The sequence below is a fragment of the Methylobacterium sp. genome (assembly GCF_019750675.1).
In the GTDB taxonomy this organism is placed as follows: domain Bacteria; phylum Pseudomonadota; class Alphaproteobacteria; order Rhizobiales; family Beijerinckiaceae; genus Methylobacterium.
Map to the genome: position 1 here is coordinate 21258 of NZ_JAIEOF010000372.1, position 25546 is coordinate 46803.

Below are 25546 nucleotides of genomic sequence, written 5' to 3' on the forward strand. Positions count from 1 at the left end.
CCTCACGAGGCCGCCATCGCCCGGAGATTCATCTGCGCGATGAAGGGATCGAGCACCGTGAAGGTACGGGCGACCGCGCCCTCCAGGGGACGGAGGGCGGCCGCGCCCGCCCGGTTCATCGCCTCGATGCGGGGGCGATCCCCGAGCAGGTCGTTCAGGGTCGCGGCGAGGTCGTCGGCATCGGCCACCGAGAGGGCACCGCCGGCCGCGTCGAGGGCACGGTAGACCTGGGTGAAGTTGTGGATGTGCGGCCCGTGCAGCACGGCCGCGCGCAGGCGGGTCGGCTCGATCGGGTTCTGGCCGCCATGGGGCACCAGGGAGCCCCCGAGATAGACGATGCGGCCGAGCCGGTAGAACAGGCCGAGCTCGCCCAGGGTGTCGGCCACGTAGACATCGACGCCGCCATGGGGACGCCCGCCCTGCGAGCGGCGGGCGGTCGCGAGCCTTTCCCGCGCGGCGCAGGCCGCGACGTCGCCGCCGCGATGGGGGTGGCGCGGGACCACGATGGTTAACAGGCGCGGCCAGCGCGCCCGCAGGGTGGCGTGGGCGCGGGCGGCCATGGCGTCCTCGCCCGGATGGGTGCTCGCCGCCACCCAGACGGGGCGGTCGCCGATGAGGTCGCGCAGATGGGCCAATTGCTGGCCGTCCGCCGGAGGCACCTCGGAATCGTATTTCAGGTTGCCGGCGATGCTGACACGCGGTGCCCCGAGGCGCCGGAAGCGGTCGGCATCGTCGTCGGTCTGGGCAAGGCAGATCGTGATGCGCGCCAGCAGCGCCTCGGCGGTGCGGGGCGCGCGTGCCCAGCCCCGGGCCGAGCGCTCGGACATCCGCGCGTTGACGACGAGAATGGGGATGCCGCGCGCGTGCAACGAGACCACGGTGTTGGGCCAGATCTCGGATTCGGCCACCAGGGCGAGGTCCGGGCGCCAGTGGTCGAGGAAGCGCCCGATCCAGCGGGGCGCGTCGAGGGGCATGTACTGGTGCACGGCCCCGGCCGGAAGGCGCCGGCCGATCAGCTCCGCGGCGCTGCGCGTGCCCGTGGTGACGAGGACCGAGAAACCCCGCGCGATCATCCCGTCCACGAGGCCGACGAGGGAGAGCGCCTCGCCGACGCTGGCCCCGTGCATCCAGACGAGGCGCCCGAAGGGACGGGCTCGGCCGGGCAGGCCGCGGCGCTCGGCGAGGCGGCCCGGATCCTCCTTGCCCCGCCGAGAGCGCCAGGCGAGCAGGCCGGCCAGCGCCGGCTCCCCGAGATAGAGCCCGTAGCGATACGTCCTCAGGATCGTGGTGAGGGGCGGAGCCTTGCGCATGGTCTTCACGCCGGGCTGCCCACACGGTCGGGGCCGGGGACCGGGTCGGGGCTCCCGACACGGTCGGGACGGCCGACCAGGGTGTAGGCGCGATCGTGGACCCGGTTCATCTCGGCCTCGAGTTGCTGGCGCAAGGCCTCGAAGGCCTCGGGCGCGACGTCGCGGGGGACGCGGATCGGCGTTCCGAACACCATCGCGCCCCGCCCGAAGGGCAGGCCGAGGCAGGCCCGATCCCAGGAATTGAAGCGCCAGTGCCGGCTCGTCACCACGGCGACCGGAACGATGGGCCGGCCGGAGAAGCGCGCGAGGGTGAGGATGCCCGCATCCGCCCGGCGCGAGATCTTCGGCACGTCCGCGCTGAAGGCCACGGTCTCGCCGTCCTTGAGCGCGCGCAGCATGGCGCGCAAGCCCTCGGCCCCGCCCTTGGCCCGCGCGTCCCGGACCACGCGTCCGCGAGCCCCCGAGGCCCGGATCACGCGCACGCCCATGCGGGTCAGCGCAATGGTATTTACGTTGCCGTCGGCCGACCGGGAGATGATCGTGGCGATCCGGTCGTGCGGTCGCTTCATGAACGAGATCATCGTGTGCTGGCCGTGCCACATGCCGGCGATGAACGGGCCGAGGCCGTCGAGCCAGGGATCGGGGTCGGTCGGCTCCACCGTGAAGCGGTTCGTCCGGCGCACGAGGCGCAGGTAGCCGCCGGCCACGACACCGAGGGCCTGCTGGACCGCGGCTGAGCGGCCGATCCGTTTGATGAGGCTCATGCCATCGCTTTCGCGTCGCGGCCCCTCGTGGGTGCCGGCCCCGTCGCGGCCGGACTCCGGCGATGGCCGCGGGGCCTTCTGGCGCCCGGCCCCCCGCGGGCCGCCGCCGATTTCGGTCGGGCGCTGTCTATCTCCGATCCGGGACCCGGCGCAACGCCGCCCCGCGCCCGGCGCGGACAGGAAGACCTACATGTCGCCATCAGGCCCTTGTTTGGAGCTATTCCAGTCTGTAGATTGGAATAGCTCCAAAGAAGGCCCCCACTATGATCGGACATCCCGCCCACGCCTCCGCAGGCTCCCCGGATCTGCCGGCCCACCCGGATCTCCCGGGTCCATCGCCCCATCCCGATGCGGAGGCGCGGCGCGCCTTCGTGCTGCGCTACGTGCAGCCGGGCCTTGCCGGGCTGATCGATGGCTCGGTCTCGACGCTGGCCCCCATCTTCGCCGCCGCCTTCGCCACCCACAGCAACGGCGCGACCTTCCTGGTCGGCCTGGCGGCGTCCATCGGCGCGGGCATCAGCATGGGCTTCACCGAGGCCCTGTCCGACGACGGGGCGATCACGGGCCGGGGCACGCCGTGGATGCGTGGGCTCGTCTGCGGCATCATGACCACGCTCGGCGGCCTCGGGCACACGCTGCCCTACGCGATCCCCGATCACTGGCCGAACGCCTTTTGGCTCGCGACGGCGCTCGCCATGCTGGTGGTGGTGGTGGAACTCCTCGCGATCTCGGCGATCCGGACCCGCTACATGGCCACTCCGTTCTGGCGCGCGACCCTGCAGGTGGTGCTCGGGGGCGCCCTCGTTCTGGTGGCCGGCATCGTCATCGGAAGCGCGTGAGGATTGGGCCCGCGGGTTGACCCCCGGGCCCGGAAGGGGCGATGGCGGGCGCCACGCGCCCGATCACCCGCCGACCCCAACCGGAGGACGATGTTCCGCCTCGCCCATCTGACAGACCCGCATGTGGGACCCCTGACGCGGCCGCGCCTGCGCCAGCTCCTCAGCAAGCGCGCCACCGGCTACGTGAACTGGCAGCGCGGCCGCAAGGACGCGCACGACATGGAGGTTCTCGCCGCCCTCGTGGCGGACCTGCGCGCCCAGGGACACGACCACGTGGCCTGCACGGGCGACCTCTGCAACATCGGCCTGCCCAGCGAATGGTCCACCGCGAAGGTCTTTCTGGAGGCCCTGGGGGCGCCCGATACCGTCAGCTTCGTGCCCGGCAACCACGATGCCTACGTGCGCGGCTCCCTGGAAGGCCTGCTCCATGCCTGCGGTGCCTGGACCTCCGGCGATGACGGCCTCCAGGGCCATTTCCCCTATCTGCGCCGGCGCGGACCCGTGGCCCTGGTCGGCCTGTCCTCGGCGATTCCCACCAAGCCCTTCGCGGCCACCGGCCGACTCGGACCGGCACAGATCGCGGCGGCCGAGGCCTTGCTCGTCGCCCTGGCGGCGGAGCCGGAGCCGCCTTGCCGCGTCGTGATGATCCACCACCCATCGCATCCCGGCGGGACGACGCCGGCGCGCGCCCTCATGGACGCGGGGACCTTCACGGCGATGATCGGACGGGTGGGGGCGGAGTTGATCCTGCACGGCCACAACCACGTGCGCAGCGTGGCCTTCGTGCCGGGGCCGGACGGGGCGGCGATCCCGGTGGTCGGGGCCGCCTCCGCCTCGGCGCGGGGGGACGCGCGGCACCACCGCGCGAGCTATCACCTCTATACTATCACCCGCGAAGGGACGGGATACGCCGTCGCGGGTGTTGAGCGCGGTCTCACGGAGACCGGCAACATCGCGGATCTGGGTCCGCTCAAGCTCACCCGGCCCTGAGCCGAGCCGGGCGAGTTCGTAAGCAGTCAGGCGTATGCGAGGATGCCGGGGCGCAAGCTCAGGCTCGCCTCGTAACGCTCGGCCTGAAGGCGCGTCAGGCCGCTGACGAGGACGGCTTCGCCGCGATAGACCGTGTAGGTGCCGTCATGGGTCGGCTTCACGCGAATCACGTTGGACATGGCTGTCACCCTGTCGAGAAGGTTAAAACGCGAAGTGTTTCGGCGGAGACCAATCCTTAACGCGGTCTTCAGACTACGCAAGTGCCTCGCCCGACTACGCAGGACAAATTTGTCCCGCAACGCAGCGCTATATTCAGTATTTCAGGGCGTTCGACGGGAATAGCCCGAAGTTTCAACGAACCAACCCGGTTGCACCGCAATATAATTTTCTGAGGATGCCGGGCGATTTCATCCGGCGCGCGGACCGGCGGCTTCGCACCATCGCGGAACACGATGATGCCGAACACGGGAAGACGCGCGATGCGAACACTTCACGCGGCACTGAATCAATTAGGAGACGGGAGTTAAGCCTGCAGGTGGAGGCTTGGCGCGCCCACGGGGAATCGAACCCCGGTCTGATCCGTGAGAGGGACCTGTCCTAACCGCTAGACGATGGGCGCGGACCGGAGGGAAGCATTGGCCGACCGCTGCTGCGATCAGTGCTTCCCGGCCGATGGGCGATCGTATAGCGAGGGTCGCGCGGCGCCACAAGACCCGAAATGACCGGATCGCCGCCCGACCGACATTTTTGAATCGAAGGACCACTTCCTTGCCGGGACTGCACGATGAGCTGACGGACGCGGACGGGCCCCGGGCCCTGCACGCGATCCTCGACGACGACGCGGTCACGGAGCGCCTGGACCGGGCCCTGGCCCGGGCCTTCCCGGAGGTCTCGCGCTCGCGGCTGCAGGACCTGATCCGGGCCGGGCACGTGCTCCGGAACGGCATCGTCAGTCTGGACCCCTCGGTGAAGGTGGGGCCCGGCGCCGAACTCGCGGTGGCGATGCCGGAGGCGGTGGCGCCGGAGCCGGCGGCCGAACGCCTGGACCTCGTGATCGTCCATGAGGACGACGACCTCATCGTGATCGACAAGCCGGCGGGGCTCGTGGTTCACCCGGCCCCGGGCCACGATTCCGGGACACTGGTGAACGGGCTCATCGCCCATTGCGGCGCCAGCCTGTCGGGCATCGGCGGGGTGCGTCGGCCCGGCATCGTCCACCGCCTCGACAAGGACACGAGTGGCCTCCTGGTGGTGGCCAAGAACGATCTCGCCCATGCGGGGCTGACGGCGCAGTTCGCCGATCACGGCCGCACCGGCCCCCTGGAACGGGCCTATCTGGCCCTGGTCTGGGGCGTGCCGGAGCCGCGCACCGGCACGATCGAGGCGAAGCTCGCGCGCAGCATCCGCAACCGCGAGAAGATCGCCGTGGTGCGCGGCGAGACCGGCCGGCACGCGATCACGCATTACCGGACGGAGGCGGCGCTGGGACAGGAAGGGACCGTCGCGCTGGTCCGCTGCATCCTGGAGACGGGGCGCACGCACCAGATCCGCGTGCACATGAGCCATCGCGGCCATCCGCTCCTCGGCGACGCGGTCTATGGCGGCGCCTTCAAGACCAAGGCGAGCCGGCTGTCGGAGGCCGCACGCGGTGCCCTCGATACCTTGGGCCGGCAGGCCCTGCACGCCAGCGTGCTCGGCTTCGCGCATCCGCGCACCGGGGAGACGCTGCATTTCGAGAGTCCGTTGCCGCCGGACATGCGCGATCTAATCGCGAAGCTGAGGGCCGGCCCGTAGCGGGCGCGCCACAGTCAAGCCCATGCGTGCGCCAGGACACGCCGGCATGCGGCTTTTCGTGTCATGAGTGAGCCAAGCGAGATCCCGCGCGTTGACGCTCACTTGGTCCTGCGCGTCGCCTTTCCGAGCCCCCCGCTTTCCCGCTAAGATGGGGAATCGGGCGGCCGGCTCAAGGGAGCGGCGGTCCGCTTGCGACCGCCCGTTCGGGGGTCCTTACAAGGAGGTAAGATCATGGCCGGCGCATTGCCAGTGCTCGCCACCGAAGGTGGCCTCTCGCGCTACCTCGACGAGATCCGCAAGTTTCCGATGCTGGAGCCGAACGAGGAGTTCACGCTCGCGAAGGACTGGCGCGAGAAGGGTGACCGTAACGCCGCCCACCGACTCGTCACGTCCCACCTGCGCCTCGTGGCCAAGATCGCCATGGGCTACCGCGGCTATGGTCTGCCGATCGGCGAAGTCGTGTCGGAGGGCAATGTCGGCCTGATGCAGGCGGTCAAGCGCTTCGAACCGGACAAGGGCTTCCGGCTGGCCACCTACGCCATGTGGTGGATCAAGGCCGCGATCCAGGAATACATCCTGCGTTCGTGGTCGCTCGTGAAGATGGGCACCACCGCCAACCAGAAAAAGCTGTTCTTCAACCTGCGCAAGGCCAAGGGACGGATCTCTGCCCTGGACGAGGGCGACCTCAAGCCGGACCAGGTGGCGCAGATCGCCGTCAAGCTCGGCGTGCCCGAGCAGGAGGTGATCGACATGAACCGTCGCCTCTCGGGCGACACCTCCCTCAATGCGCCCCTGCGCGAGGAGGGCGAGGGCGAGTGGCAGGACTGGCTCGTGGACAACAGTCCGAGCCAGGAGACCGTGCTCGCCCGCGAGGAGGAGGGGCAGAACCGCCTTTCCGCCCTGCGGGACGCACTCTCGGTGCTCAACCCGCGCGAGCGGCGGATCTTCGAGGCGCGGCGTCTCGCTGACGACCCAATCACCCTGGAGGACCTCTCCGGCGAGTTCGGCGTCTCCCGCGAGCGTGTCCGCCAGATCGAGGTCCGCGCCTTCGAGAAGATCCAGGAGGCGGTCAAGCGCAACCTAGCCACCCGCGAGGCCCCGCGCGCCGAGGCGCACGCCTGAGGCGCCGGGAAACACACGCGACCTGAAACAAGAACGGCCCCCGAGGGAAATCTCGGGGGCCGTTCTCCGTTCGAGATGAGCAACGCGCGGATTCAGGCCCTCAGCGCCACTGGTCGAAGGCCTTCTGCAGCACCTGCGTACCGGCGCTGCCCTTCTCGAAGGCGACGATGCCGCGCTGCCCGGCGCTGAACTTGAGCGTCACGTCGAACCAGTTCTTGCGCAGCAGGATATCGGTATTGCGCTCGACGTCGCTCGGCAGGGACGAGAGCCCGATCAAGAACAGGTTCTCGCGGACCCGCACCGGCAGGCCGGAGACCGGCGAGCCGCGCGCGCCCTCCTCGTCCTTGCCCTGAAGCAGGCCGATGTCCTGGACGCCGTGCCGGGCGGCGTTCGGCCCGCTCGGCGTGAAGACGAGTTCGATGGTGTGCGAGGCCGGCAGGGTGGCGTCGAGGTTGCGGCGCAGGGTCATGGCCAGCGCCAACCCGGCATCGGGGAAGTCAGCAGTGGCGCGCACCACCGTCTCGAGCTGCTGGCCCTGCTCGCCCGGCACCGTATCGAGGCGCCACAGTACCCGCCCCTGCGTGGCGTTCGGCGCCGCATTGGCGCCGGCGGCGGTGTTCTCCTCGTAGAGGACGCCACGCTGCGCGACGGTCAGGTCCGGTTCGCTCGCGGTGGGAGCCGCCGGAATGGGCACCGGGCGCCGGACTTGAGCCGGGCGCTCGGCCGGCGCCGCCTCGCCGCCGACCCGGTCGGCGAACTTCGAATCCGTCCCGTCCTGGCCGCCGTCCTGCATCTCGGTCGCGACGGGCTGCAGGTCGGCCGGCTTGTCACGGAGCAGGAAGGCCGCGACGGCGATCAGCCCGATCACCACGACGAGGATGCTGCCGACGAAGAGGTTGCGCAGCAGCCGGGTACGACCCTCGCGGGGCGCCACCACGTCGATGCGCGGGCGCTGGCGCTGGCCGTTCCCGTCCTGCACCGGCGGCTCGGAGCTCTCAACCACCGGCTCGGCCTGCGGAGCGCCGGCCTCCTCCGCGTTCACCGCCACGAAGGGAGGCGCCTTGCCCTTGCGCGCCTGGATCCGCACGGCCGGCTCCGCCGCGAGATCGGAGGAGGGCTCCGGGACGACGGGAGGGACGGGTGCTGCCGGCGATAGCGGCTCGCCGGGCGAATCCGCCGTGGAAAAGTCTGCCTTGGAAAAATCCGCCTTCGGCAGGTTCGCCGGCTCCGCGGCCGGCTCGGGCGGCCCCGGCTCCGGCAGATCGGCCGCCGAGGATCTCGGCTCGGGCGGCGACGGCTCGGGTGCCGCCTCGGGAACACCGGGCGGCGGCGCGGGTGGGTCGGCGACGTCGTTGGCCGGGCTCGGGACGAAGGGCGAAGGCTCAGGTGCCGATGGCGCGCCGTGATCCTGCTCGAGGCGCAAAATGGCGGCCTCGAGGGCGTTGCGCTCCAGGTCGATGTCGTCTTCCGACAGGGGCGGGTCGAGGGAGCGCAATTGCCCGATGAGTGCGCCGCGCGCGCGTTCGTAGACCGCCTGGCGCAGGGCCGGCGAGCGGTCCGGCATCGCGTCGAGTGCCCGTGCCAGCAGTGGGTAATAGTCGGCCATCGTGCCTCAGGTCCGCCTCGTCCCGGCGGCCGGTCGGCCGCCCCGTCCCGCCCATCCACGGGACGGGAAGCCGCGCGGCCATCGTGAACGCGGTCGCATTGTCCGCGTGCGGCCGCGCCGCCATCAAGGAGAAATCGCGTCAGTCCTCAAAGGGGTTGTGCATGAGGATGGTGTCGTTGCGCTCCGGCGAGGTCGAGAGCAGCGCCACGGGGGCACCGATCAGCTCCTCGATCCGGCGCACGTACTTGATCGCCTGGGCCGGCAGATCCGCCCAGGAGCGGGCGCCCGCCGTGGTGCCCGACCAGCCCTCGATGGTCTCGTAGATCGGCTCGACCTTGGCCTGCGCCGCCTGGTTGGCGGGCAAGTGGTCCACCACCTGTCCGTCGAGGCGATAGCCCGTGCAGACCTTGATGGTCTCGAAGCCGTCGAGGATGTCGAGCTTGGTGAGCGCGATGCCGTCGATGCCCGAGGTCCGCACGGTCTGGCGCACGAGAACCGCGTCGAACCAGCCGCAGCGGCGCTTGCGCCCGGTGTTCACGCCGAACTCGCGCCCCTTGGCGCCGATGGTCTCGCCGATCTCGTCGAAGAGTTCGGTGGGGAAAGGCCCCTCGCCCACGCGGGTGGTGTAGGCCTTGGCGATGCCGAGCACGTAGCCGATGGCCGAGGGGCCCATGCCCGAGCCCGTCGCCGCCTGGGCGGCCACGATGTTGGACGAGGTCACGAACGGGTAGGTGCCGTGGTCGACGTCGAGGAGCGCGCCCTGCGCGCCCTCGAACAGGATGCGCTTGCCGGCGCGACGCTCGTCGTCGAGGAGCTTCCAGACCGTGTCGGCGTAGGGCAGGATCGTGGGCGCGATGGCCTTCAGCTCGGCGAGGAGCGCGCCGGCATCGACTTCGGCGATGCCGAGGCCCCGGCGGAGCGCGTTGTGGTGGGTCAGCACCCGCTCGATCTTGGCCTCGAGGGTCGATTCGTCGGCCAGATCCACGACCCGGATGGCACGCCGGCCGACCTTGTCCTCGTAGGCCGGGCCGATGCCCCGCTTCGTCGTGCCGATCTTGAGGCCCGCATTCGAGGTCTCGCGGAAATGGTCGAGTTCCCGGTGCAGGGGCAGGATCAGGGTGGCGTTGTCGGCGATGCGCAGGGTGCGGGGCGAGATCTCGACGCCCTGTGCCTGGAGCCGGGCGATCTCGTCGACGAGGTGCCAGGGATCGACGACGACGCCGTTGCCGATGACCGAGAGCTTGCCGCCGCGCACAACGCCGGAGGGCAGCAACGCGAGCTTGTAGGTGACGCCATCGATCACCAGCGTGTGGCCGGCATTGTGCCCGCCCTGGAAGCGGACAACCACGTCGGCCTGCTCGGAGAGCCAGTCGACGATCTTGCCCTTGCCTTCGTCACCCCACTGGGCGCCTACGACGACGACGTTTGCCATTCACTGAAAACCTGTGCCGTAACCCGCGCGAAAACGGCCCGACCCGTCGGGCGGACCGCTCTCGCTGTCTTCGGGTCTTTCCGCGATCCGTGCGCGGAAATCAAGCAAGGCGCCGATCCGGACCCGGATGGGCGGGTATGCCCCCTCAGCGGGCCTCGGTGCCGGGCTGGCGGCCGGGAAGATCGCCGGGCTTGATCACCGGCATGCCGCCCGGGTTCGGGTCGGGCGGCGTCACCACCATGCCGGGCGCGGTGATGCCCGGCGGCTTGATCACACCGTCGCTCTTCTCGAGGCGGTCGCTCAAGGTGCCCTTGTCCGAGGACGTGCCCTGGTCGGCGGCTCCCTCGGAGGGGCGGATCTTGTCGGGAATCGTCTGGTTCGGCGGCGGCAGGGCCGGGTCGGTGTCCCGGCCCTTCAGGGGCGCGTCGGGGGACTGGGCAAAGGCCGCGCCGGCGATCAGGCCGAAGCCGACCGCGAGGGTGAGGATCGAGCGCATAGGGTCTCCCTGTCTCGGATGCGAGGTTTGGGGGAGAACAGCCCCGGGGCCGAAGCGTTCCTGTTCCATCGGTCCTGTGATGGGACGATGGTCCTGGGATGGAACCGGCAGGGGCTCGTGCCGCGGGTTTTTCCCTCTCCCTTTGCGGGAGAGGGAAAGCCTAGGCGGGGCTCCGTTTCGTTCGGTCCGTCCGCTTCAGACGCCGGCACGCGCCATGTCGAGATAGAGTTCCCGCAGGCGCCGGGTGTGCGGGCCGGGGCGCCCCTCGCCGACCGTCCGGCCGTCGATCGCGACCACCGGCATCACGAAGGCCGAGGCGCTGGTGTAGAAGGCCTCGGCCGCCCCCAATGCCTCGGAGACGCTGAACAGCCGCTCCTCCAGGGCGAGGCCGGCCTCCTCGGCAAGGCGCAGGACGGCCTTGCGGGTGATGCCCGGCAGGAGCGCCGTGGACAGGGGACGGGTGACGAGGGCGCCGCCCTTCGTGACGATGAAGGCCGTCGAGGACGAGCCCTCGGTGACCGCGTCGTCCTCCACCATCCAGGCCTCGGCGACGCCCGCCGCGGCGGCCTGCTGCTTGGCGAGCACCTGGGCCAGCAGGGCCACCGACTTGATGTCCCGGCGCTTCCAGCGGAGATCCGGCACCGTGATGATCCGGGCGCCGGTCTCGGCCAGCGGATTGGCCGCGATCGTCTTGGCCTGCGTGAACATCATCACGGTGGGGGCGGTGCCGGCCGGCGGATAGGCGAAATCGCGCTCGTACACGCCGCGCGTCACCTGCATGTAGACCAGCCCCTCGGTCAGCCCGTTGCGGGCGACGAGCTCGGTCTGCAGGCCGATCCACTCCGGGATCGTGTGCGGGTTGGCGATGTCGATCTCGCCCAGCGACCGGTCGAGGCGGGCCAGATGCGCCTCGTTGTCGACGAGGCGGCCGTCGAGGACCGCCGAGACCTCGTAGATCCCGTCCGCGAAGAGGAAGCCCCGGTCCATGATCGGCACGCGCGCCTCGGCGAAGGGCAGGAAGTCGCCGTTCAGGTAGACGATGCGGGCCTGGGACACGGGTTTACCTCTTCGGGCCGGATGAGTCGGGTAGGGTCAGGCAGGATTCGTGCGCGGGCTCAGGCCTTAGCCGAACACCCGCGCGAAGATCGTGTCCACGTGCTTGAAGTGGTAGCCGAGATCGAAGCAGGCCTCGATCTGCTCCGGGGTGAGCGCGGCGGTGACGTCGGCGTCGGCCTTGAGGAGGCTCAGGAAGTCGCCCTCGCCGCGCCAGACCGGCATCGCGTTGCGCTGGACGAGACGGTAGGAATCCTCGCGGGAGACGCCGGCCTGGGTCAGGGCCAGCAGCACCCGCTGCGAGTGGACGAGGCCGCCGAGCTTGTCGAGGTTGCGCTGCATGTTGTCCGGATAGATCAGCAGCTTGTCGATGACGCCGGTGAGGCGGGCGAGGGCGAAGTCGAGGGTCACGGTGGCGTCGGGGCCGATCATGCGCTCCACCGAGGAGTGCGAGATGTCGCGCTCGTGCCAGAGGGCCACGTTCTCCATGGCGGGCAGGGCGTAGCTGCGCACCATGCGGGCGAGGCCCGTCAGGTTCTCGGTGAGCACGGGGTTGCGCTTGTGCGGCATCGCCGAGGAGCCTTTCTGGCCCTCCGAGAAGAATTCCTCCGCCTCCAGAACTTCCGTGCGCTGGAGGTGGCGGACCTCGATGGAGAGGCGCTCCACCGAGGAGGCCACCACGCCCAGGATGGCGAAGAACATGGCGTGGCGGTCGCGCGGGATGACCTGTGTCGAGACCGGCTCGGGGGTCAGGCCCATGGCCTTGGCGACGTATTCCTCCACCCGCGGGTCGATGTTGGCGAAGGTGCCGACGGCGCCCGAGATCGCGCAAGTGGCGATCTCCTCCCGCGCCGCCACGAGGCGGGCGCGGGCGCGCTCGAACTCCGCGTAGGCCCCGGCGAGCTTGAGGCCGAAGGTCACCGGCTCGGCATGGATGCCGTGCGAGCGGCCGATGGTCGGGGTCATCCTGTGCTCGAAGGCCCGGCGCTTGAGGGCGGCCAGCAGGGCGTCGACGTCCTTGATCAGGAGGTCGGCGGCGCGCACGAGCTGCACGTTGAGGCAGGTGTCGAGCACGTCCGACGAGGTCATGCCCTGGTGGACGAAGCGCGCCTCGGGGCCGACGATCTCGGCCAGATGCGTCAGGAACGCGATGACGTCGTGCTTGGTCACCGCCTCGATGGCGTCGATGCGCGCCACGTCGAAGACCGCGTCGCGGCCCTTCTCCCAGATCGTGTCGGCTGCCTCCTTGGGCACGACGCCGAGTTCGGCGAGCGCCGTCGTGGCGTGGGCCTCGATCTCGAACCAGATCCGGAAGCGCGATTCGGGGGACCAGATCGCGGTCATCTCGGGGCGGCTGTAGCGGGGGATCATGCGGGCGCCTCGGTCTACGCGTCGGAAAAAAGGGGCAGCGGGGTCAGGCGCGCCTAGCATGCGCGGCGATGGCGCTCAACGCGGGCGGTGCCCGCCCCCTCCATCCCGCACCGTGGCATCGCGGCAACACACGGGCCAAGATCATCCCAATCTGGAACGTTTCCAGGATTAAAATCCGAACCCGGTTTGCCGAACGTTCCGAAGGCGTTGGCGCGATGTTTCGAGCGCTTCTTAGAAGCACTGTAAAACAAAGATCAGGAAAGCCCGCCTCGCTCGCTTGATCGTTTCATAGACCCACCTCAAGGGATCCGCCATGCCCCTGATCTGAATTTGGGGCGCAAAATCAACACGACACCAACTCTTGAGCGGGCGATACGATCATGAACATTGGGGCAGCCTCGTGGATCCTCGCACCGCTCCTGTGTGGAACCGCGCTGGCGACGTCCGCCTGGGCGCAGCCGGCGCGGCTGCCCGACGGCACGGACGTGACGCTGGACCAGCTCAGCGTCGAGGGCGTGCGGGGCAACACGGTGGGCTACCTGACCCGCGCCACCCGCAGCGCGACGAAGACCGACACCCCGCTCCTCGACACCCCGCAATCGGTCACCGTCGTCAGTCAGGAGCAGATCCGGGACCAGAACTTCCAGAACCTCACCGACCAGCTGCGCTACGTGCCCGGGGTGATCCCGGCGCAAGGCGAGAGCAACCGTGACGAGGTCGTCATCCGCGGGCAGAAGACCAACGCGGATTTCTTCGTCAACGGCGTGCGGGACGACGTTCAGTATTTTCGCGATCTCTACAATATCGAGCGGATCGAGGTGCTGAAGGGTCCCGATTCCCTGGTCTTCGGACGCGGCGGCGGCGGCGGCGTCATCAACCGCGTCCTGAAGGAGGCGGACGGCCTGCGCGTGCGCCAGATCGTGGCCGGTGTGGGCCAGTTCAACCAGAAGCGCGTGGCGGTCGATGTCGGCGACCGCATCAGCGACAGCGTGTTCTTCCGCCTCAACGGCGTGTTCGAGGACAGCCAGACCTACCGCCAGTTCGGGGAGCTGCAGCGCTACGGCATCAACCCGACGATGACGTTCCTGCTCGGACCGGCGACGACCCTGAAGCTCTCCTACGAGTACTTCCACGACGACCGCTTCCCCGATCGCGGCATCCCTTCGCAGAACGGCCGGCCCTACAACTACCGCAACAACATCCGCACCTTCTTCGGCAACCCGGACGTGAACACCACCCGGGTCGACGCCAACATCGCCACGGCGACCCTCGACCACGTCTTCGAGTCCGGCGTGCAGATGCGCAACCAGCTGCGCTTTGCCGACTACAACCGCTTCTACGCCAACACCCTGCCGGGCGCGCCGGTCAACGCCGCCGGCACGCAGGTGCCGATCTCGGGCTACCGCAACGAGACTGACCGGACCAATTATTTCAGCCAGAACGACTTCACCTACAAGTTCCTCACCGGCGACGTGAAGCACACCCTGCTCGCCGGCTTCGAGCTCGGCTATCAGGAGGGTCTGGCCTTCCGGCAGACGGCGTTCTTCCAAACCGGCAACAGCCTTGTCACCAGCGTGGTGGTGAACCCGATGTCGCCGATCACCCGGGCCCCGGTCACCTTCCGCAACAACGGCACCACGGACGCCAATTTCCGCTACGATCTCGGTCTCGCCGCGGCCTATGCGCAGGACCAGATCGACCTGAACGAGTACGTCCAGATCGTCGGCGGCCTGCGCTACGACTACTTCGATTTCTCCTCGCGGGGCCGGGTCACGGGCCTGACCAACGAGCGCGTCGACAATCTCGTCTCGCCGCGCGCCGGCCTCGTGATCAAGCCGCTGGCCAACCTCGCCTTTTACGGCAGCTACAGCGTGTCCTACCTGCCCTCCTCGGGCGACCAGATCGGCGTCTTCACGCCGGGCCTCGCCATCGCCAAGCCGGAGGGGTTCCAGAACCTGGAAGTGGGCGTGAAGTACGACGTCACCCCGACCTTCCAGGTCACCGGCGCCCTCTACAACCTCGACCGCACCAACCAGCGCCTTCCCGATCCCAACCGGGCGGGCTTCTTCCTCCTGTCGGGGCGGACCAACACGCAGGGCGCCGAGATCGGCGCCAACGGCTACCTCACCGACTGGTGGCAGATCGCCGGCGGCTACGCCTTCACGGATGCGCGGATCGACAGCGCGGTGTCGGCCACCATCGTGAAGGGCAACACCGTCGGGCTGGTGCCGTTCAACAGCGTCTCGCTCTGGAACAAGTTCGACATCACGCCGGAACTCGGCATCGGCATCGGGGTGATCCACCAGACCCACACCTTCGCCACCTCGGACGACACCGTGCGGCTGCCGGGCTACACCCGCGTCGATCTCGGACTGTTCTATCAGGTCAGCGAGTCGGTTCGGGCGCAGGTCAACATCGAGAACCTGTTCGACCGGCGCTACATCTACACGGCCGACAACAACCAGAACATCACGCCGGGCGCGCCGCGCACGATCCGGGCGCAGATCATCGCCAAGTTCTGACGGCGGGGGCGGGTGGCCCTATTCCACCGGGCGGGTGGACTATTCCACCCGCTGCCAGCCCGGCCCCATCAGGCGTTCCTGGGGGGTGAAGCGGGCCTTGTAGTCCATCTTGCGCGAGCCCTCGACCCAGTAGCCGAGGTAGAGGTAGGGCAGGCCGAGATCGGCGGCGCGGCGGATGTGGTCGAGGATCATGTAGGTGCCGAGCGAGCGATGCGCCTCGGCCGGATCGTAGAACGAGTAGACCATCGACAGGCCGTCGGCGAGGACGTCGGTCAGGCACAGGGCGACGATCGGCCCGGTGCCGCGCCCGTTGATCGCGGTGTCGGGGCCGCGCCGGCGATAGGTCACCAGGTGGGTGTCCACGTGGCTGTCCTCGATCATCATGGCGTAGTCGAGCACGGTCATGTCGACCATGCCGCCGTCGCCGTGGCGGGCATCGAGGTAGCGCCGGAACAGGGCGTATTGCTCGGAGGCCGGGCGGTTGGGCTCCGGGTTGCCGACGAGGTCGGCGTTGCGCTGGAGGATGCGGCGCTGGCTGCCGGAGGGCAGGAAATCGGCCACCACCACCCGCACCGAGATGCAGGCGCGACACGATTCGCAGGCCGGCCGGTAGGCGATGGTCTGCGAGCGGCGGAAGCCCCCCTGCGTCAGGATCTCGTTGAGGTCCCGCGCCCGGCGGCCGACGAGGTGGGTGAAGACCTTCCGCTCCTCCTGGCCCGGCAGGTAAGGGCACGGGGAGGGCGCCGTCAGGTAGAATTGCGGGGTGTCCCGGGAATGGCTCGTCACGCTCGTCTGTCGCCCGCCGCGCGGAGCGCGCGCTCCGCGCACCCCAAGACTTGAGTGTATCCGCAACGCGGGCCGGCTCAACACCCTGTGAGGGTTCCGCGACGATTTCGTCGGAGACCGTCCTCCGCCGCATCCCCGCGCCGCTCCGGCCAGGCCCGGAGCGGTCCTATCTCAGCACGGACGCTTCAGCACGGACGCTTCAGGCGACGCGGACCACCGCGAGGCCGAGGAGCAGGTCGTGGCCGAGGCGGCGGTCGGCGCGCACGAGGCCGATGCCGACATCGAGCATCCAGAGCAGGAAGGCCGAGGCGACCGCCACGTAGAACAGCAGCGCGTGGATCGCGGCGGTGAGGTAGTCGACCCGGGCGCCGGTCTCGGGCGTGACGACGCGCAGGCCCATCATCCGCATGCCCCAGGTGCTCTGGCCGGACCCGCCCACCGTGATGGCGCTGTAGAGGATGCCGCTCGCCGGCAGGATCGCGAACAGGGTCCAGCCGAGGCCGAAGGTCAGGACGCCGATCACCGTGATCGCCAGCATGAGGAAGGCCGTGAAGCCGAAGATGAACAGGATGTCGAGAAGGTAGGCGACGAAGCGCGCGCCGAGGCTGCCCCGGACGTAGGGCACGGGGAACTGGGGGGCGTAGCCGGTCTGGAAGCGATCGGCGTAGGGGCTTTGCGTCTCGCGCATGGGGCGCTCCTCGAATGACGCCGGCGGACGGGAGCGGCCGGCGTCTCCCGCGAGAGATGGGCGCGGCCCGCGCGACTCTCAAGATCGCCGCGCCGGCGCCTCACCGCGCCGTGCGGTCGGCCGGTGCCGCCCGGCTCCCCGGGTCGTCGGCCGCGGCCTCCGGGGTGTCGAGGTAGTATTGCCGCAGGAGGAACAGGCGGGCGCCGTTGACCGGACCGCCCTCCGTGGCGAGGCCGAGCAGTTCGGCCCCGGGGCCGAAGCGGCAGCTGACCCAGCGCTGGCGCGCGGCCTGGCCGGACCGGCCCGCCACCGCGTAATCGACCCGGATCTCGTCCGGCGTCGCGCCCGCGCCGATGCGCAGGAGCCTGACCTCGGCGTCGGGTGGCGCCAGGGCCGGGACGGCCCGCCGGCAGATCATGGCGCGCTGGCGGTCGACGGAACTCTCGCAGGCGCCGAGGCCGAGGAGGGCCGGAGCGAGCGCGAGGGTGACGACGAGACCGCGCGCGACGTGCCCAGGGCTCACGCGCCGAAGGCTCACGCGCCGGCGCGCAGCCGCTCGGCGACCCGGAGCGCGTAGTAGGTGAGCACGCCGTCGGCACCGGCACGCTTGAAGGCCAGCAGGCTCTCGACCATGGCCCGCTCGCCGTCGAGCCAGCCGTTGCGGGCGGCGGCCTCGATCATCGCGTACTCGCCGGAGACCTGGTAGGCGAAGGTCGGCACCGCGAATTCGTCCTTCACCCGGCGGATGATGTCGAGATAGGGCAGGCCGGGCTTCACCATGACGGAATCCGCGCCCTCGGCGATGTCGAGGGCGACCTCGCGGATGGCCTCGTCGGAATTGCCCGGGTCCATCTGGTAGGTGCGCTTGTCGCCGACCAGCGCCGCCTGGGTGCCGATGGCGTCCCGGAACGGGCCGTAGAAGGCGCTCGCGTACTTGGCCGCGTAGGCCATGATCTGCACGTCGCGGAACCCCGCCCGGTCGAGCCCGGCCCGGATGGCGCCGACGCGCCCGTCCATCATGTCGGACGGCGCGATGATGTCGGTGCCGGCCTCGGCCTGGATCAGGCTCTGCTCCACGAGGAGGGCCACGGTCTCGTCGTTGAGGATCGCCCCGTCCTCCAGGAGGCCGTCATGGCCGTGGCTAGTATACGGATCGAGGGCGACGTCCGTCATGATCCCGAGTTCCGGCACCGCCTTCTTCACGGCGCGCACCGCCCGGCAGACGAGGTTTTCGCGATTGAGCGACTCCGAGCCGGTGGGATCGCGCAAGCCGGGCTCGGTGTAGGGAAAGAACGAGATCGCCGGGATACCCGCGCGGGCGGCCTTCTCGGCGTCGCGCACGACCTCGTCGACGCTCAAGCGCTCGACGCCGGGCATCGACGCGATGGGCTCGCGCCGGCCCGAGCCTTCGATGACGAAGAGGGGCCAGATCAGGTCGTCCACCGTCAGGGTATGCTCGCGCACGAGACGGCGGGACCACTCGGCCTTGCGGTTGCGGCGGGGGCGCTGAGTGAGCCCCAGGGCCGCCGGGCGGGCGGCCTCCTGGGCCGTCTCGACCGCCAGGGGACGCGGGGTGGCGGGTTCGTGGGTCATCGTGCTCGAACTCGATGGTTTTCGGCCCGGGCCATGAGAGATATGGGCCTGGGCCAGGGCGGGCGAGCACGGGCCTAACACATCGGCAAAAGCCTTCGAAACCCGTGATGCCGACGCAGGGACGGCCGCCCCCCCGTCACGGCGGAGCCGGCATGCGCGCGGGCCGCTGCGATTGACGCCGCGCGCCAAAACCTCGTCTAAGCGGGCGATCCTAGCGGGGACGACGATGGCGGATTCGGGCGAAGCGGAGATCCTGTTCGAGCGGCGCGGGGCTTTGGGCCTCGTGACGCTGAACCGGCCGCGCGCCCTCAACGCCCTGACGCTCGCGATGCTCACGGCGATGCAGGCGCAGCTCGACGCCTGGGCCGGCGACGCCGCGGTGACGCGGGTGGTGCTGCGCGGGCGGGGCGGGCGCGCCTTCTGCGCCGGGGGCGACATCCGGCAGATCCACGCCCTCGCGACGGCCGGCGATCATGCCGGCGTCGATGCGTTCTGGCGGGCCGAATACGGTCTCGACGCCAGCGTGAAGCGGTTCGCGAAGCCCGTCATCAGCCTGATCGAGGGCCTGGTCATGGGCGGCGGCAACGGCATCTCGGTCCATGGCAGCCACCGGGTCTCGTCGGAGACCTACAGCTTCGCGATGCCGGAGGTCGGGATCGGCCTGTTTCCCGATGTCGGCATGACCTACGTGCTGCCGCGCCTGCCCGGTCTGACGGGGACCTACCTGGCGCTGACCGGCGCGCGGATCGGGCCGGGCGACGCCCACGCGGTGGGTCTGGCCACCCACCATGTCCCGGCGGGCGATTTCGACGCCCTCGTCGAGGCCCTCGCGGACGGAGCGGCCGTCGACGCGGTACTGGCGGACCATGCCCGGCCGGTACCGGAGCCGGGCGTGCTGGTGGCCGAGCGCGCCCGCATCGATGCCTGCTTTTCCGCCGACACCGTCGCGCAGATCCTGGCGCGCCTCGACGCGGACGGATCTACTTTCGCGGCCGAGACCGCCGCGCTGATGCGCACGCGCTCGCCCACCAGCCTGACCTTGGTGCGCGAGCAGATGCGCCGGGGCGCGACCCTGAGCTTCCCACAAGCGATGCTCACGGAATACCGAATGGTCAGCGCCCTGATGCGCGGGCCCGACTTCTTCGAGGGCGTGCGCGCCGCCGTCATCGACAAGGATGGCGCGCCGGCCTGGAACCCCGCCATCCTGGACGGCGTCGAGCCCGGTACCATCGCGGCCGCCTTCGCGCCGGGTCCGGCGCCGGAACCGCGATTCGATCCATGATGGGAGCCTAAAAGGTGCGTGGATTGACCAAGCTGGGCGGCCCCCGCGAGGCGCGGGGCGCGGGCGGGAGCGACCGGATCGAGCGGAGCCCGCAGGCCCCGCAGACCGGCTGGGACGTGGTGCTGATCTGGTTCATGCGCCTCACCGCCCTGTTCTGGCTGGCCAAGGCCGTGGCCAGCTGGGCCAGCATCCTCGACGTGCTGCCCGGGGCGCGGCCCTTCGAATCGGAGCCGATCGGGCGCCAGAGCGTCATCGTCTACTTCGCGGTGATCGACGCTATGGCGGCGGTGGGCTTGTGGCTCACCAGCGCCTGGGGCGGCGTGGTCTGGCTGCTCGCCGCCACCAGCGCGCTGACCCTCGCGGTATTGACCCCCCAACTTCTGCCGATGACGATACCTTACCTGGCAGCACAAGCCGGAATTATTGCGTTGTATTTTATCTTGTCCTTCCTCGCGGCCCGGGAAAGCCGGTAAACGCGGCGTTACGTCGATCGCTTCATCTTGCATTTACCGAGAGAGGTAAATCGCAAATTCATCCTATCGCTTAAACCGTCTTTCATCTGCGACTCCTAGGTTGGCTTCATGAGCGGTGGCGAAGAACACCGGCCCGCAAAGCACAGAGACCTGACGAGGCCCATGATGAAGTCCCAGGCTGCCAAGGTTAGCAAGACCGACAACGCTCCCGAGACCGCTCCGGCGCACGGCTCGTATCTCGAGGCCCTGCACCTCGTCGAGCGCCTGCACCGCCGCCTGCTCGACGTGATCAAGGACGAGTTCGAGCGCCGCGAGCGCGAGGACGTCAACAGCGTCCAGGCCCTGCTGCTCTACAACATCGGCGACAAGGAGCTGACCGCGAGCGAGCTGCGCACCAAGGGCTACTACCTGGGCTCGAACGTCTCCTACAACGTGAAGAAGCTCGTCGAGGCCGGTTACCTGCACCATGCCCGCTCGAAGACGGATCGCCGCTCGGTGCGCATCAGCCTCACCGACAAGGGCCGCCAGGTCCACGACATCATCCAGAGCCTCTACGACAAGCACGCCCGCACCATCCAGCCGATCGGCGGCATCTCGGACGACGATTTCGGACGCCTCAACGTGGCCCTGAGCCGGCTGGAGCGCTTCTGGACCGACCAGATCCGCTACCGCCTCTGAGTGGGGAGGCGCTCGAGTCCTGCCTGAGAAGCGCAAGCCCGGTTCGCCGGGCTTGTTCGCGTTCGAGGGCCTCGAGGCGCGGGCGCGGCGCCGGTCAGGAGCCGGCGTGCTCGGCGGATTCCTCGCCGGCCGGCTTGCCGTCGTCGCGGGCGCGGTGGAGCATGAAGATCGCGAACACCATCGTGAGGATCAGGCCGGCGAGGACGCCGAGCTCGATCATCGAGGCCTGGAACAGCGCCTGCTTCTCCGGCGACCAGTCCTTGGCGTGGGTGATCTCCGACGATTGCAGGGTGATCACCAGGACGCGCCGGATCGAGGCGATGAGCCCGACGATGAGGAAGGGCTCGCAGGTCAGTTTGCCCGACCGCATCGAGACCCGCACCGTGTGCAGGATCTCGATGAGCATCAGCAGGAACAGCAGCCGGTCCACCACCTCCAGGATCTGGTCGGCCCCGCCGAGGTGGCGCAAGGCTTCCCAGGTTAGCGCTGAGGCGTCGATCAGCGCGACGAGGGCGGTCAGCGCGAGGAGGAACCCGAGCGCGGCGTAGATCGCGTGTTCGGTGTGGAGGAAAACGAAGCTCGCCGCGCGCGTGAGCCGGCCCTGATCATCGCGGTCGTCGGACATGACGCGCTGCCCCCCTCTGATTGACCCGATCAGACAGGATCGCAGGGCGGTCGTCCAGCGCAGCTTTTCCGGACCGGACCCGCCTGCGCGATCACGCCTGCGTCAGAGCAGGTCCTCCACCCGGATCGGCAGCCTGCGGATGCGCCGGCCGGTGGCGTGGAAGACCGCGTTGGCGATGGCCGCGTTGACGCCGATGATGCCGAGCTCGCCCAGGCCCTTGAGACCGAGGGGGTTCACGGCCGCGTCCGGATCGGGGACGAACAGGGCTTCGATGCCGGGCACGTCGGCGGCGGTGGCGACGAGGTACTCGGCCAGATCCGCGTTGCGGTAATGCCCCCTGTCGAGGATCGTCTCCTCGAGGAGCGCCGAGCCGAGGCCCCAGACCATGCCGCCGGTGAGTTGGCTCCGGGCCGTCAGCGGGTTGAGCACCCGCCCGGCCGCGAAGGCGCCAAGGAGGCGCGGCACCCGGATCTCGCCCGTCTCCGCATGGACCATCACCCGGGCGAACTGCGCTCCGAAGGCCCAGGACACGGACTCGCCGCCGGTGGCCAGGGCCATCCGGCCCGATTCGATGGCCGCCAGGGCGTCCGGCTCCGCGCCCTCTGGGGTGAAGGCGGTCGTCGTCTCGACCTCCTGCGTACCGAGCCGCGCGAGGCAGCGGTCGAGGGGGGCGCGGCGCCCATCCGCGGCGACGAGGGACCCGTCCGCGAGGCGGCAGGTCGCCGGGTCGGCCCCCGAAAGCGGGCCGCCCTCGGCGACGGAGGCCCCGGCGAGGCGGCTCCGCAGGGTCTCGCAGGCCTGCGCCAGGGTGTGGATCAGGCTCGTGGTGGTGGCGGAGCCCCCCGAGAGGCCGGCCGCGGGGAGGTCGGTGTCGCCGAGCCGGACCGTGACCGATTCGGGGGCGATTCCGAGCCACTCGGCGGCGCCGAGGGCGAGCAGCGTCGTGATGCCGTTGCCGATCTCGTGGTGGGCGGTCTCGACGGTGGCGCGGCCCCCGGCCGCGAGCGCGACCCGCATGGTGGCCGGCGAGATCTTCACGGGCCGGGCCGAGGCGGCGCAGCCGAGGCCGATCCGCCAGGGGCCGTCCTGCATCCGCCCCGGCTCCGGGTCGCGCTCCGCCCAGCCGAAAGCCTCGGCGCCCGCCTCGAAGCAGGCCATCAGCGGACGCGAGGAGAACGGCCGGCCCGAGATCGGGTCGGTGGCGGTGTCGTTGCGGCGGCGCAGTTCGATGGGGTCGAGGCGCAGCGCGTGCGCCATCTCGTCCACCGCGCTCTCGAGGGCGAAGAGGTAGGGCACCTCGGGGGGCGCCCGCATCGGCCCCGGGGTATTGCGGTCGACCCGCACGGCGCGCTCGTCGGTGCGCACGGCCGGGCAGGCGTAGAGGCTCGCGGTGACGTCGGTGCCCTCCATGGCGAAGGGATCGAAGCGCGAGGCGATCACCTCCGCTTCGTGCACCAGGGCGGTGAAGCGCCCATCGCGGGTCGCGCCGAGGCGGATGTCGTGCCGGCTCTCGGGCCGGTAGTTGGCGATGGTGAAGCCGTCGCGCCGGCTCGCCACCAGGGAGACGGGCCGGCCGAGGATGCGGGCCGCCAGCGCCACCGGCGCCGTGTACTGCGCCAGCGCCAGCTTGGCACCGAAATGGCCGCCGATCGGCCCGGACACCACGCGGATGTCGGCGGGGTCGAGGCCGAGCTGCGCCGCAAGCCCGTGCCGCACGGCGCCGATGTAGCGCGAGGGCTCGTGGACCGTGAGCCGGGGGCCGTCCCACGCGCAGGTTGTGGTGTAGAGCTCGATGGGGTTGTGGTGCTGGATCGGCGTGCGGTAGCGGCCTGAGACCGTCACCTTCGCCCGCGCCAGGGCCGCGTCGGCGTCGCCCCGGACGGGGTCGTGATGCTTCGGCTTGAGGTCGGCCAGCCGCACCGTTTCGGCGCCGGACGCGTCGAATCCGTCCGCGAAGGAGGTAGGGGCGTAGCGCACGCCGACGCGGGCCGCCCCCGCCCGGGCCGCCTCTCGACTCTCGGCCACCACCAGGGCGACGACCTGGCCCGCATAGGCCACCGCGTCCGATCCGAGGGGCAGGTGCCCGCTATTGGCGTAGCCCCCCGCCATGAGATGCTTCACAGGGCGGATCGCACCGGCGAACTCCCGGTGGGTGAAGATGCCGAGCACGCCCGGTACCGCCCGCGCGGCCTCCAGGCTGAACCCCGCGATGCGCCCGCGCGGGATCGTGCTGGTGACGAGGGCCGCATGCGCGAGACCGGGCAGGGGGACGTCCGAGGCGTAGCGAATCGCGCCCGTCACCTTCGCGGGCCCCTCCACGCGCGGATGCGGCTGCCCGAGCCGGGTCGGGTGCGCGAGCGCGTCAGCCGGTATCGCCATGGGGTGTCCCTCGTTCCTCGTGGAGACAACCGGCGATCGGACGCGCCCGATCCGGGCGCGACGCAGGGTCGCTCGGTCTCGGGGCGCTCAGTCTCGAGCCGCTCGACGCAGGAACGGCAACAGGTGCTCCAGCACGGCGCCCGGGGCCTCTTCCTGCAGGAGGTGCCCGCAGGGCAGGGCCTGCCCCGTGACCGCGTCGGCCTTGGCGCGCCAGGTGGCGGTGACGTCGTAGAGGGCGCCGACGGTGCTGAGGCCGCCCCAGAGCGCGAGGAGCGGGGCCGTGACCCGGCGGCCGGCCGCCGCGTCGGCCCGGTCGTGGTCGAGGTCGATCCCGGCCGCCGCCCGGTAATCCTCGCAGATCGCGTGGATGCCGCCGGGGGCCCGGTAGCAGCGCAGGTATTCCTGCACCATCGCCTCGCTCGGCACGCCGCGCGTCCGGCTCTGCCCGGCGAGGTGGTGCCGGAGGTAGGCCTCCGGGTCGGCGCCGATCATGCGCTCGGGCAGGGGGGCGGGCTGGATCAGGAAGAACCACCAGAAGTACCGGGTGGCGAAGGCGCGGTCCGTGGTCTCGTACATCGTCAGGGTCGGGGCGATGTCGAGGACGGCGAGGCGATCGACCGCTTCCGGGTGGTCGAGGGCCATGCGGTGGGCGACCCGCCCGCCGCGATCGTGTCCGACCACGGCGAAGCGCGGGTGACCGCAGGCCCGCATCAGCGCCACCGCGTCGGCCGCCATGGCGCGCTTGGAATAGGGGGCGTGCGCGTCGTCCGAGACCGGCCGGTCCGAATCGCCGTAGCCGCGCAGGTCCGGCGCGAACACCGGATGCCCGGCCGCCGCCAGGGCGGGCGCCACCGCGTGCCAGGTGGCGTGCGTCTGCGGATGCCCGTGCAGGAGAAGCACCGGCAGGCCCGAACCGCCGGGCGAGCGGGCCACCCGCAGGGTCACGTCGCCGAGGCCGATATCGGCCAGGGTGAAGCCGGCCAGGAACGGGCTCGGCCCGCGCTCGGTGATCGTCATCGGGACGCGCCTTCGCGAGGAATCTCAGCCCTTCCAGTTCTTCAGGGCCCCGAACGGGCTCGCCGAGGGGTCGGGGGCGGGCGGGTTCAGGACCGGCTCCACCTGCGCGATGGCGTCGGCCAGCGAGAAGGCGGTGCCGCTGGTCAGCTTGCCGCCGGCCGCATCCTTGTGGCCGCCGCCCCGGAAGCGCCGGGCGCCCTCCAGGGCCGTCTCGTTGTTGGAGCGGAACGACATGGTGCCGGCCCGCTGCACGTTGAGGACGCGGCTTGCCCGGCCGCTCTCCATGATGAGGTCCGAGACCCGCTGGAAGGTGCCCGAATCGAGGCCGAAGGACATCAGCGTGCCGTCGGAGAGGGGATGGAACAGATCCGAGCGGGCGAGCACGCGGGCGATCCGCATGCGGGTGGTGAGCGTGCGGTCGTCGCCGGCATCGTCGGCGAGGTAGCGGTCGAGGATGGCGGTGCGCAGGGCGCCGACCTGCCCCTCGATGCCCGCCGGCGTGGCCCCGTCGCCGAGGAGCCGCGCCACGCCGAGGAGGAGGTCGCTCACGAAGCGGTCGTGCCAGGGATGGCCGATGGGTACGAGGTTCGAGACGTTGTCCCAGAACATCTCGTCGAGGCTCAGGCCCGCCCGGAATTCCGGGCGGTCCTTGCGCCAGAGGTCGACGGCGTCCACCGCCGTCACCAGCGCCGCCAGGATCGGGTCCTCGCCCGCTTCGCGGGTGCC

At 70.4% G+C, this 25546-nt stretch carries 22 protein-coding genes, 1 tRNA gene and 2 pseudogenes; 8 read left to right on the plus strand and 17 right to left on the minus strand.

The features are described 5' to 3' along the window. Positions 1–2: 2 nt before the first annotated feature. Positions 3–1310, minus strand: coding sequence for a 3-deoxy-D-manno-octulosonic acid transferase (locus tag K2X24_RS19170; protein WP_292500093.1), 1308 nt, complete (start codon positions 1308–1310; stop codon positions 3–5). Between the two features lie 5 nt (positions 1311–1315). Next, on the minus strand, positions 1316–2074 hold the full coding sequence (locus tag K2X24_RS19175; protein ID WP_292500095.1) for a lysophospholipid acyltransferase family protein: 759 nt from the start codon (positions 2072–2074) through the stop codon (positions 1316–1318). A gap of 356 nt (positions 2075–2430) precedes the next feature. Here K2X24_RS19175 and K2X24_RS19180 point away from each other — a divergent pair. Both K2X24_RS19180 and K2X24_RS19185 read left to right on the plus strand, forming a co-directional pair. Beyond that, positions 2431–2913 (plus strand): annotated as a pseudogene (locus K2X24_RS19180) (VIT1/CCC1 transporter family protein); the annotation flags it as partial. Positions 2914–3003: 90 nt separating this feature from the next. After that, complete coding sequence (locus K2X24_RS19185) at positions 3004–3903, plus strand: metallophosphoesterase (RefSeq protein ID WP_292500097.1); 900 nt, start codon at positions 3004–3006, stop codon at positions 3901–3903. A 26-nt stretch (positions 3904–3929) separates the two neighbouring features. Here the strand turns inward: K2X24_RS19185 and K2X24_RS19190 are convergent, their stop codons facing one another. After that, positions 3930–4082 carry a hypothetical protein gene (locus K2X24_RS19190; protein WP_292500099.1) on the minus strand — a complete coding sequence of 51 codons (153 nt, stop codon included), beginning with the start codon at positions 4080–4082 and terminating at the stop codon, positions 3930–3932. Positions 4083–4447: 365 nt separating this feature from the next. Then, positions 4448–4522: transfer RNA gene (locus tag K2X24_RS19195), tRNA-Glu, on the minus strand. 197 nt (positions 4523–4719) lie between these two features. On the opposite strand from K2X24_RS19195, the gene K2X24_RS19200 reads away from it, so the two are divergent. Together K2X24_RS19200 and rpoH are read left to right on the plus strand one after the other, a co-directional pair. Beyond that, the gene (locus tag K2X24_RS19200) at positions 4720–5697 is read left to right on the plus strand and encodes an RluA family pseudouridine synthase (protein WP_292500126.1); all 978 of its coding nucleotides are present in this window, start codon (positions 4720–4722) and stop codon (positions 5695–5697) included. A 231-nt stretch (positions 5698–5928) separates the two neighbouring features. Further along, a complete protein-coding gene (rpoH, locus tag K2X24_RS19205) occupies positions 5929–6819 on the plus strand; it encodes an RNA polymerase sigma factor RpoH (RefSeq protein ID WP_238282426.1) in 891 nt (296 codons plus the stop codon). 100 nt (positions 6820–6919) lie between these two features. Here the strand turns inward: rpoH and K2X24_RS19210 are convergent, their stop codons facing one another. The 5 genes from K2X24_RS19210 to purB form a co-directional block, all read right to left on the minus strand. Continuing rightward, the gene (locus tag K2X24_RS19210) at positions 6920–8425 is read right to left on the minus strand and encodes a histidine kinase (RefSeq protein WP_292500101.1); all 1506 of its coding nucleotides are present in this window, start codon (positions 8423–8425) and stop codon (positions 6920–6922) included. Between the two features lie 139 nt (positions 8426–8564). Further along, positions 8565–9857 carry an adenylosuccinate synthase gene (locus tag K2X24_RS19215; RefSeq protein WP_292500102.1) on the minus strand — a complete coding sequence of 431 codons (1293 nt, stop codon included), beginning with the start codon at positions 9855–9857 and terminating at the stop codon, positions 8565–8567. A gap of 145 nt (positions 9858–10002) precedes the next feature. Then, positions 10003–10353 carry a hypothetical protein gene (locus K2X24_RS19220; RefSeq protein WP_292500104.1) on the minus strand — a complete coding sequence of 117 codons (351 nt, stop codon included), beginning with the start codon at positions 10351–10353 and terminating at the stop codon, positions 10003–10005. Between the two features lie 195 nt (positions 10354–10548). Further along, positions 10549–11409 carry a D-amino-acid transaminase gene (locus K2X24_RS19225; protein WP_292500107.1) on the minus strand — a complete coding sequence of 287 codons (861 nt, stop codon included), beginning with the start codon at positions 11407–11409 and terminating at the stop codon, positions 10549–10551. Positions 11410–11475: 66 nt separating this feature from the next. Beyond that, positions 11476–12777, minus strand: coding sequence for an adenylosuccinate lyase (purB, locus tag K2X24_RS19230; RefSeq protein ID WP_292500108.1), 1302 nt, complete (start codon positions 12775–12777; stop codon positions 11476–11478). Between the two features lie 380 nt (positions 12778–13157). On the opposite strand from purB, the gene K2X24_RS19235 reads away from it, so the two are divergent. Continuing rightward, complete coding sequence (locus K2X24_RS19235) at positions 13158–15299, plus strand: TonB-dependent siderophore receptor (protein ID WP_292500110.1); 2142 nt, start codon at positions 13158–13160, stop codon at positions 15297–15299. A gap of 39 nt (positions 15300–15338) precedes the next feature. On the opposite strand, the gene K2X24_RS19240 is transcribed toward K2X24_RS19235, so the two are convergent. The 4 genes from K2X24_RS19240 to hemB form a co-directional block, all read right to left on the minus strand. After that, positions 15339–16085, minus strand: coding sequence for an arginyltransferase (locus K2X24_RS19240; protein WP_238282435.1), 747 nt, complete (start codon positions 16083–16085; stop codon positions 15339–15341). Between the two features lie 199 nt (positions 16086–16284). Next, positions 16285–16773 carry an RDD family protein gene (locus K2X24_RS19245; RefSeq protein WP_292500112.1) on the minus strand — a complete coding sequence of 163 codons (489 nt, stop codon included), beginning with the start codon at positions 16771–16773 and terminating at the stop codon, positions 16285–16287. 100 nt (positions 16774–16873) lie between these two features. Next, positions 16874–17296, minus strand: a complete 423-nt coding sequence (locus tag K2X24_RS19250; protein ID WP_292500113.1) for a hypothetical protein — start codon at positions 17294–17296, stop codon at positions 16874–16876. A gap of 11 nt (positions 17297–17307) precedes the next feature. Beyond that, a complete protein-coding gene (hemB, locus tag K2X24_RS19255; protein WP_292500115.1) occupies positions 17308–18366 on the minus strand; it encodes a porphobilinogen synthase in 1059 nt (352 codons plus the stop codon). Between the two features lie 226 nt (positions 18367–18592). Between hemB and K2X24_RS19260 the strand changes: the two genes are divergently transcribed. The 3 genes from K2X24_RS19260 to K2X24_RS19270 all read left to right on the plus strand — a co-directional run bounded on the left by K2X24_RS19260 (position 18593) and on the right by K2X24_RS19270 (position 20799). Further along, a complete protein-coding gene (locus tag K2X24_RS19260) occupies positions 18593–19648 on the plus strand; it encodes an enoyl-CoA hydratase/isomerase family protein (protein ID WP_292500117.1) in 1056 nt (351 codons plus the stop codon). Positions 19649–19662: 14 nt separating this feature from the next. After that, positions 19663–20121, plus strand: a complete 459-nt coding sequence (locus K2X24_RS19265) for a DUF6163 family protein (RefSeq protein ID WP_292500119.1) — start codon at positions 19663–19665, stop codon at positions 20119–20121. Positions 20122–20286: 165 nt separating this feature from the next. After that, complete coding sequence (locus tag K2X24_RS19270) at positions 20287–20799, plus strand: winged helix DNA-binding protein (protein ID WP_243915487.1); 513 nt, start codon at positions 20287–20289, stop codon at positions 20797–20799. A gap of 94 nt (positions 20800–20893) precedes the next feature. On the opposite strand, the gene K2X24_RS19275 is transcribed toward K2X24_RS19270, so the two are convergent. The 4 genes and pseudogenes from K2X24_RS19275 to K2X24_RS19290 all read right to left on the minus strand — a co-directional run. After that, positions 20894–21424 (minus strand): phosphate-starvation-inducible PsiE family protein, encoded by a 531-nt coding sequence (locus K2X24_RS19275; protein ID WP_292500121.1) that lies wholly within the window; start codon positions 21422–21424, stop codon positions 20894–20896. Between the two features lie 102 nt (positions 21425–21526). After that, a complete protein-coding gene (locus K2X24_RS19280) occupies positions 21527–23803 on the minus strand; it encodes a xanthine dehydrogenase family protein molybdopterin-binding subunit (RefSeq protein ID WP_292500123.1) in 2277 nt (758 codons plus the stop codon). An 87-nt stretch (positions 23804–23890) separates the two neighbouring features. Next, entirely contained in the window at positions 23891–24820 is a 930-nt protein-coding gene (locus K2X24_RS19285; protein WP_292500124.1) for an alpha/beta hydrolase, read from the minus strand. A gap of 24 nt (positions 24821–24844) precedes the next feature. After that, a pseudogene (locus K2X24_RS19290) lies at positions 24845–25546 on the minus strand (dimethylmenaquinone methyltransferase); the annotation flags it as partial.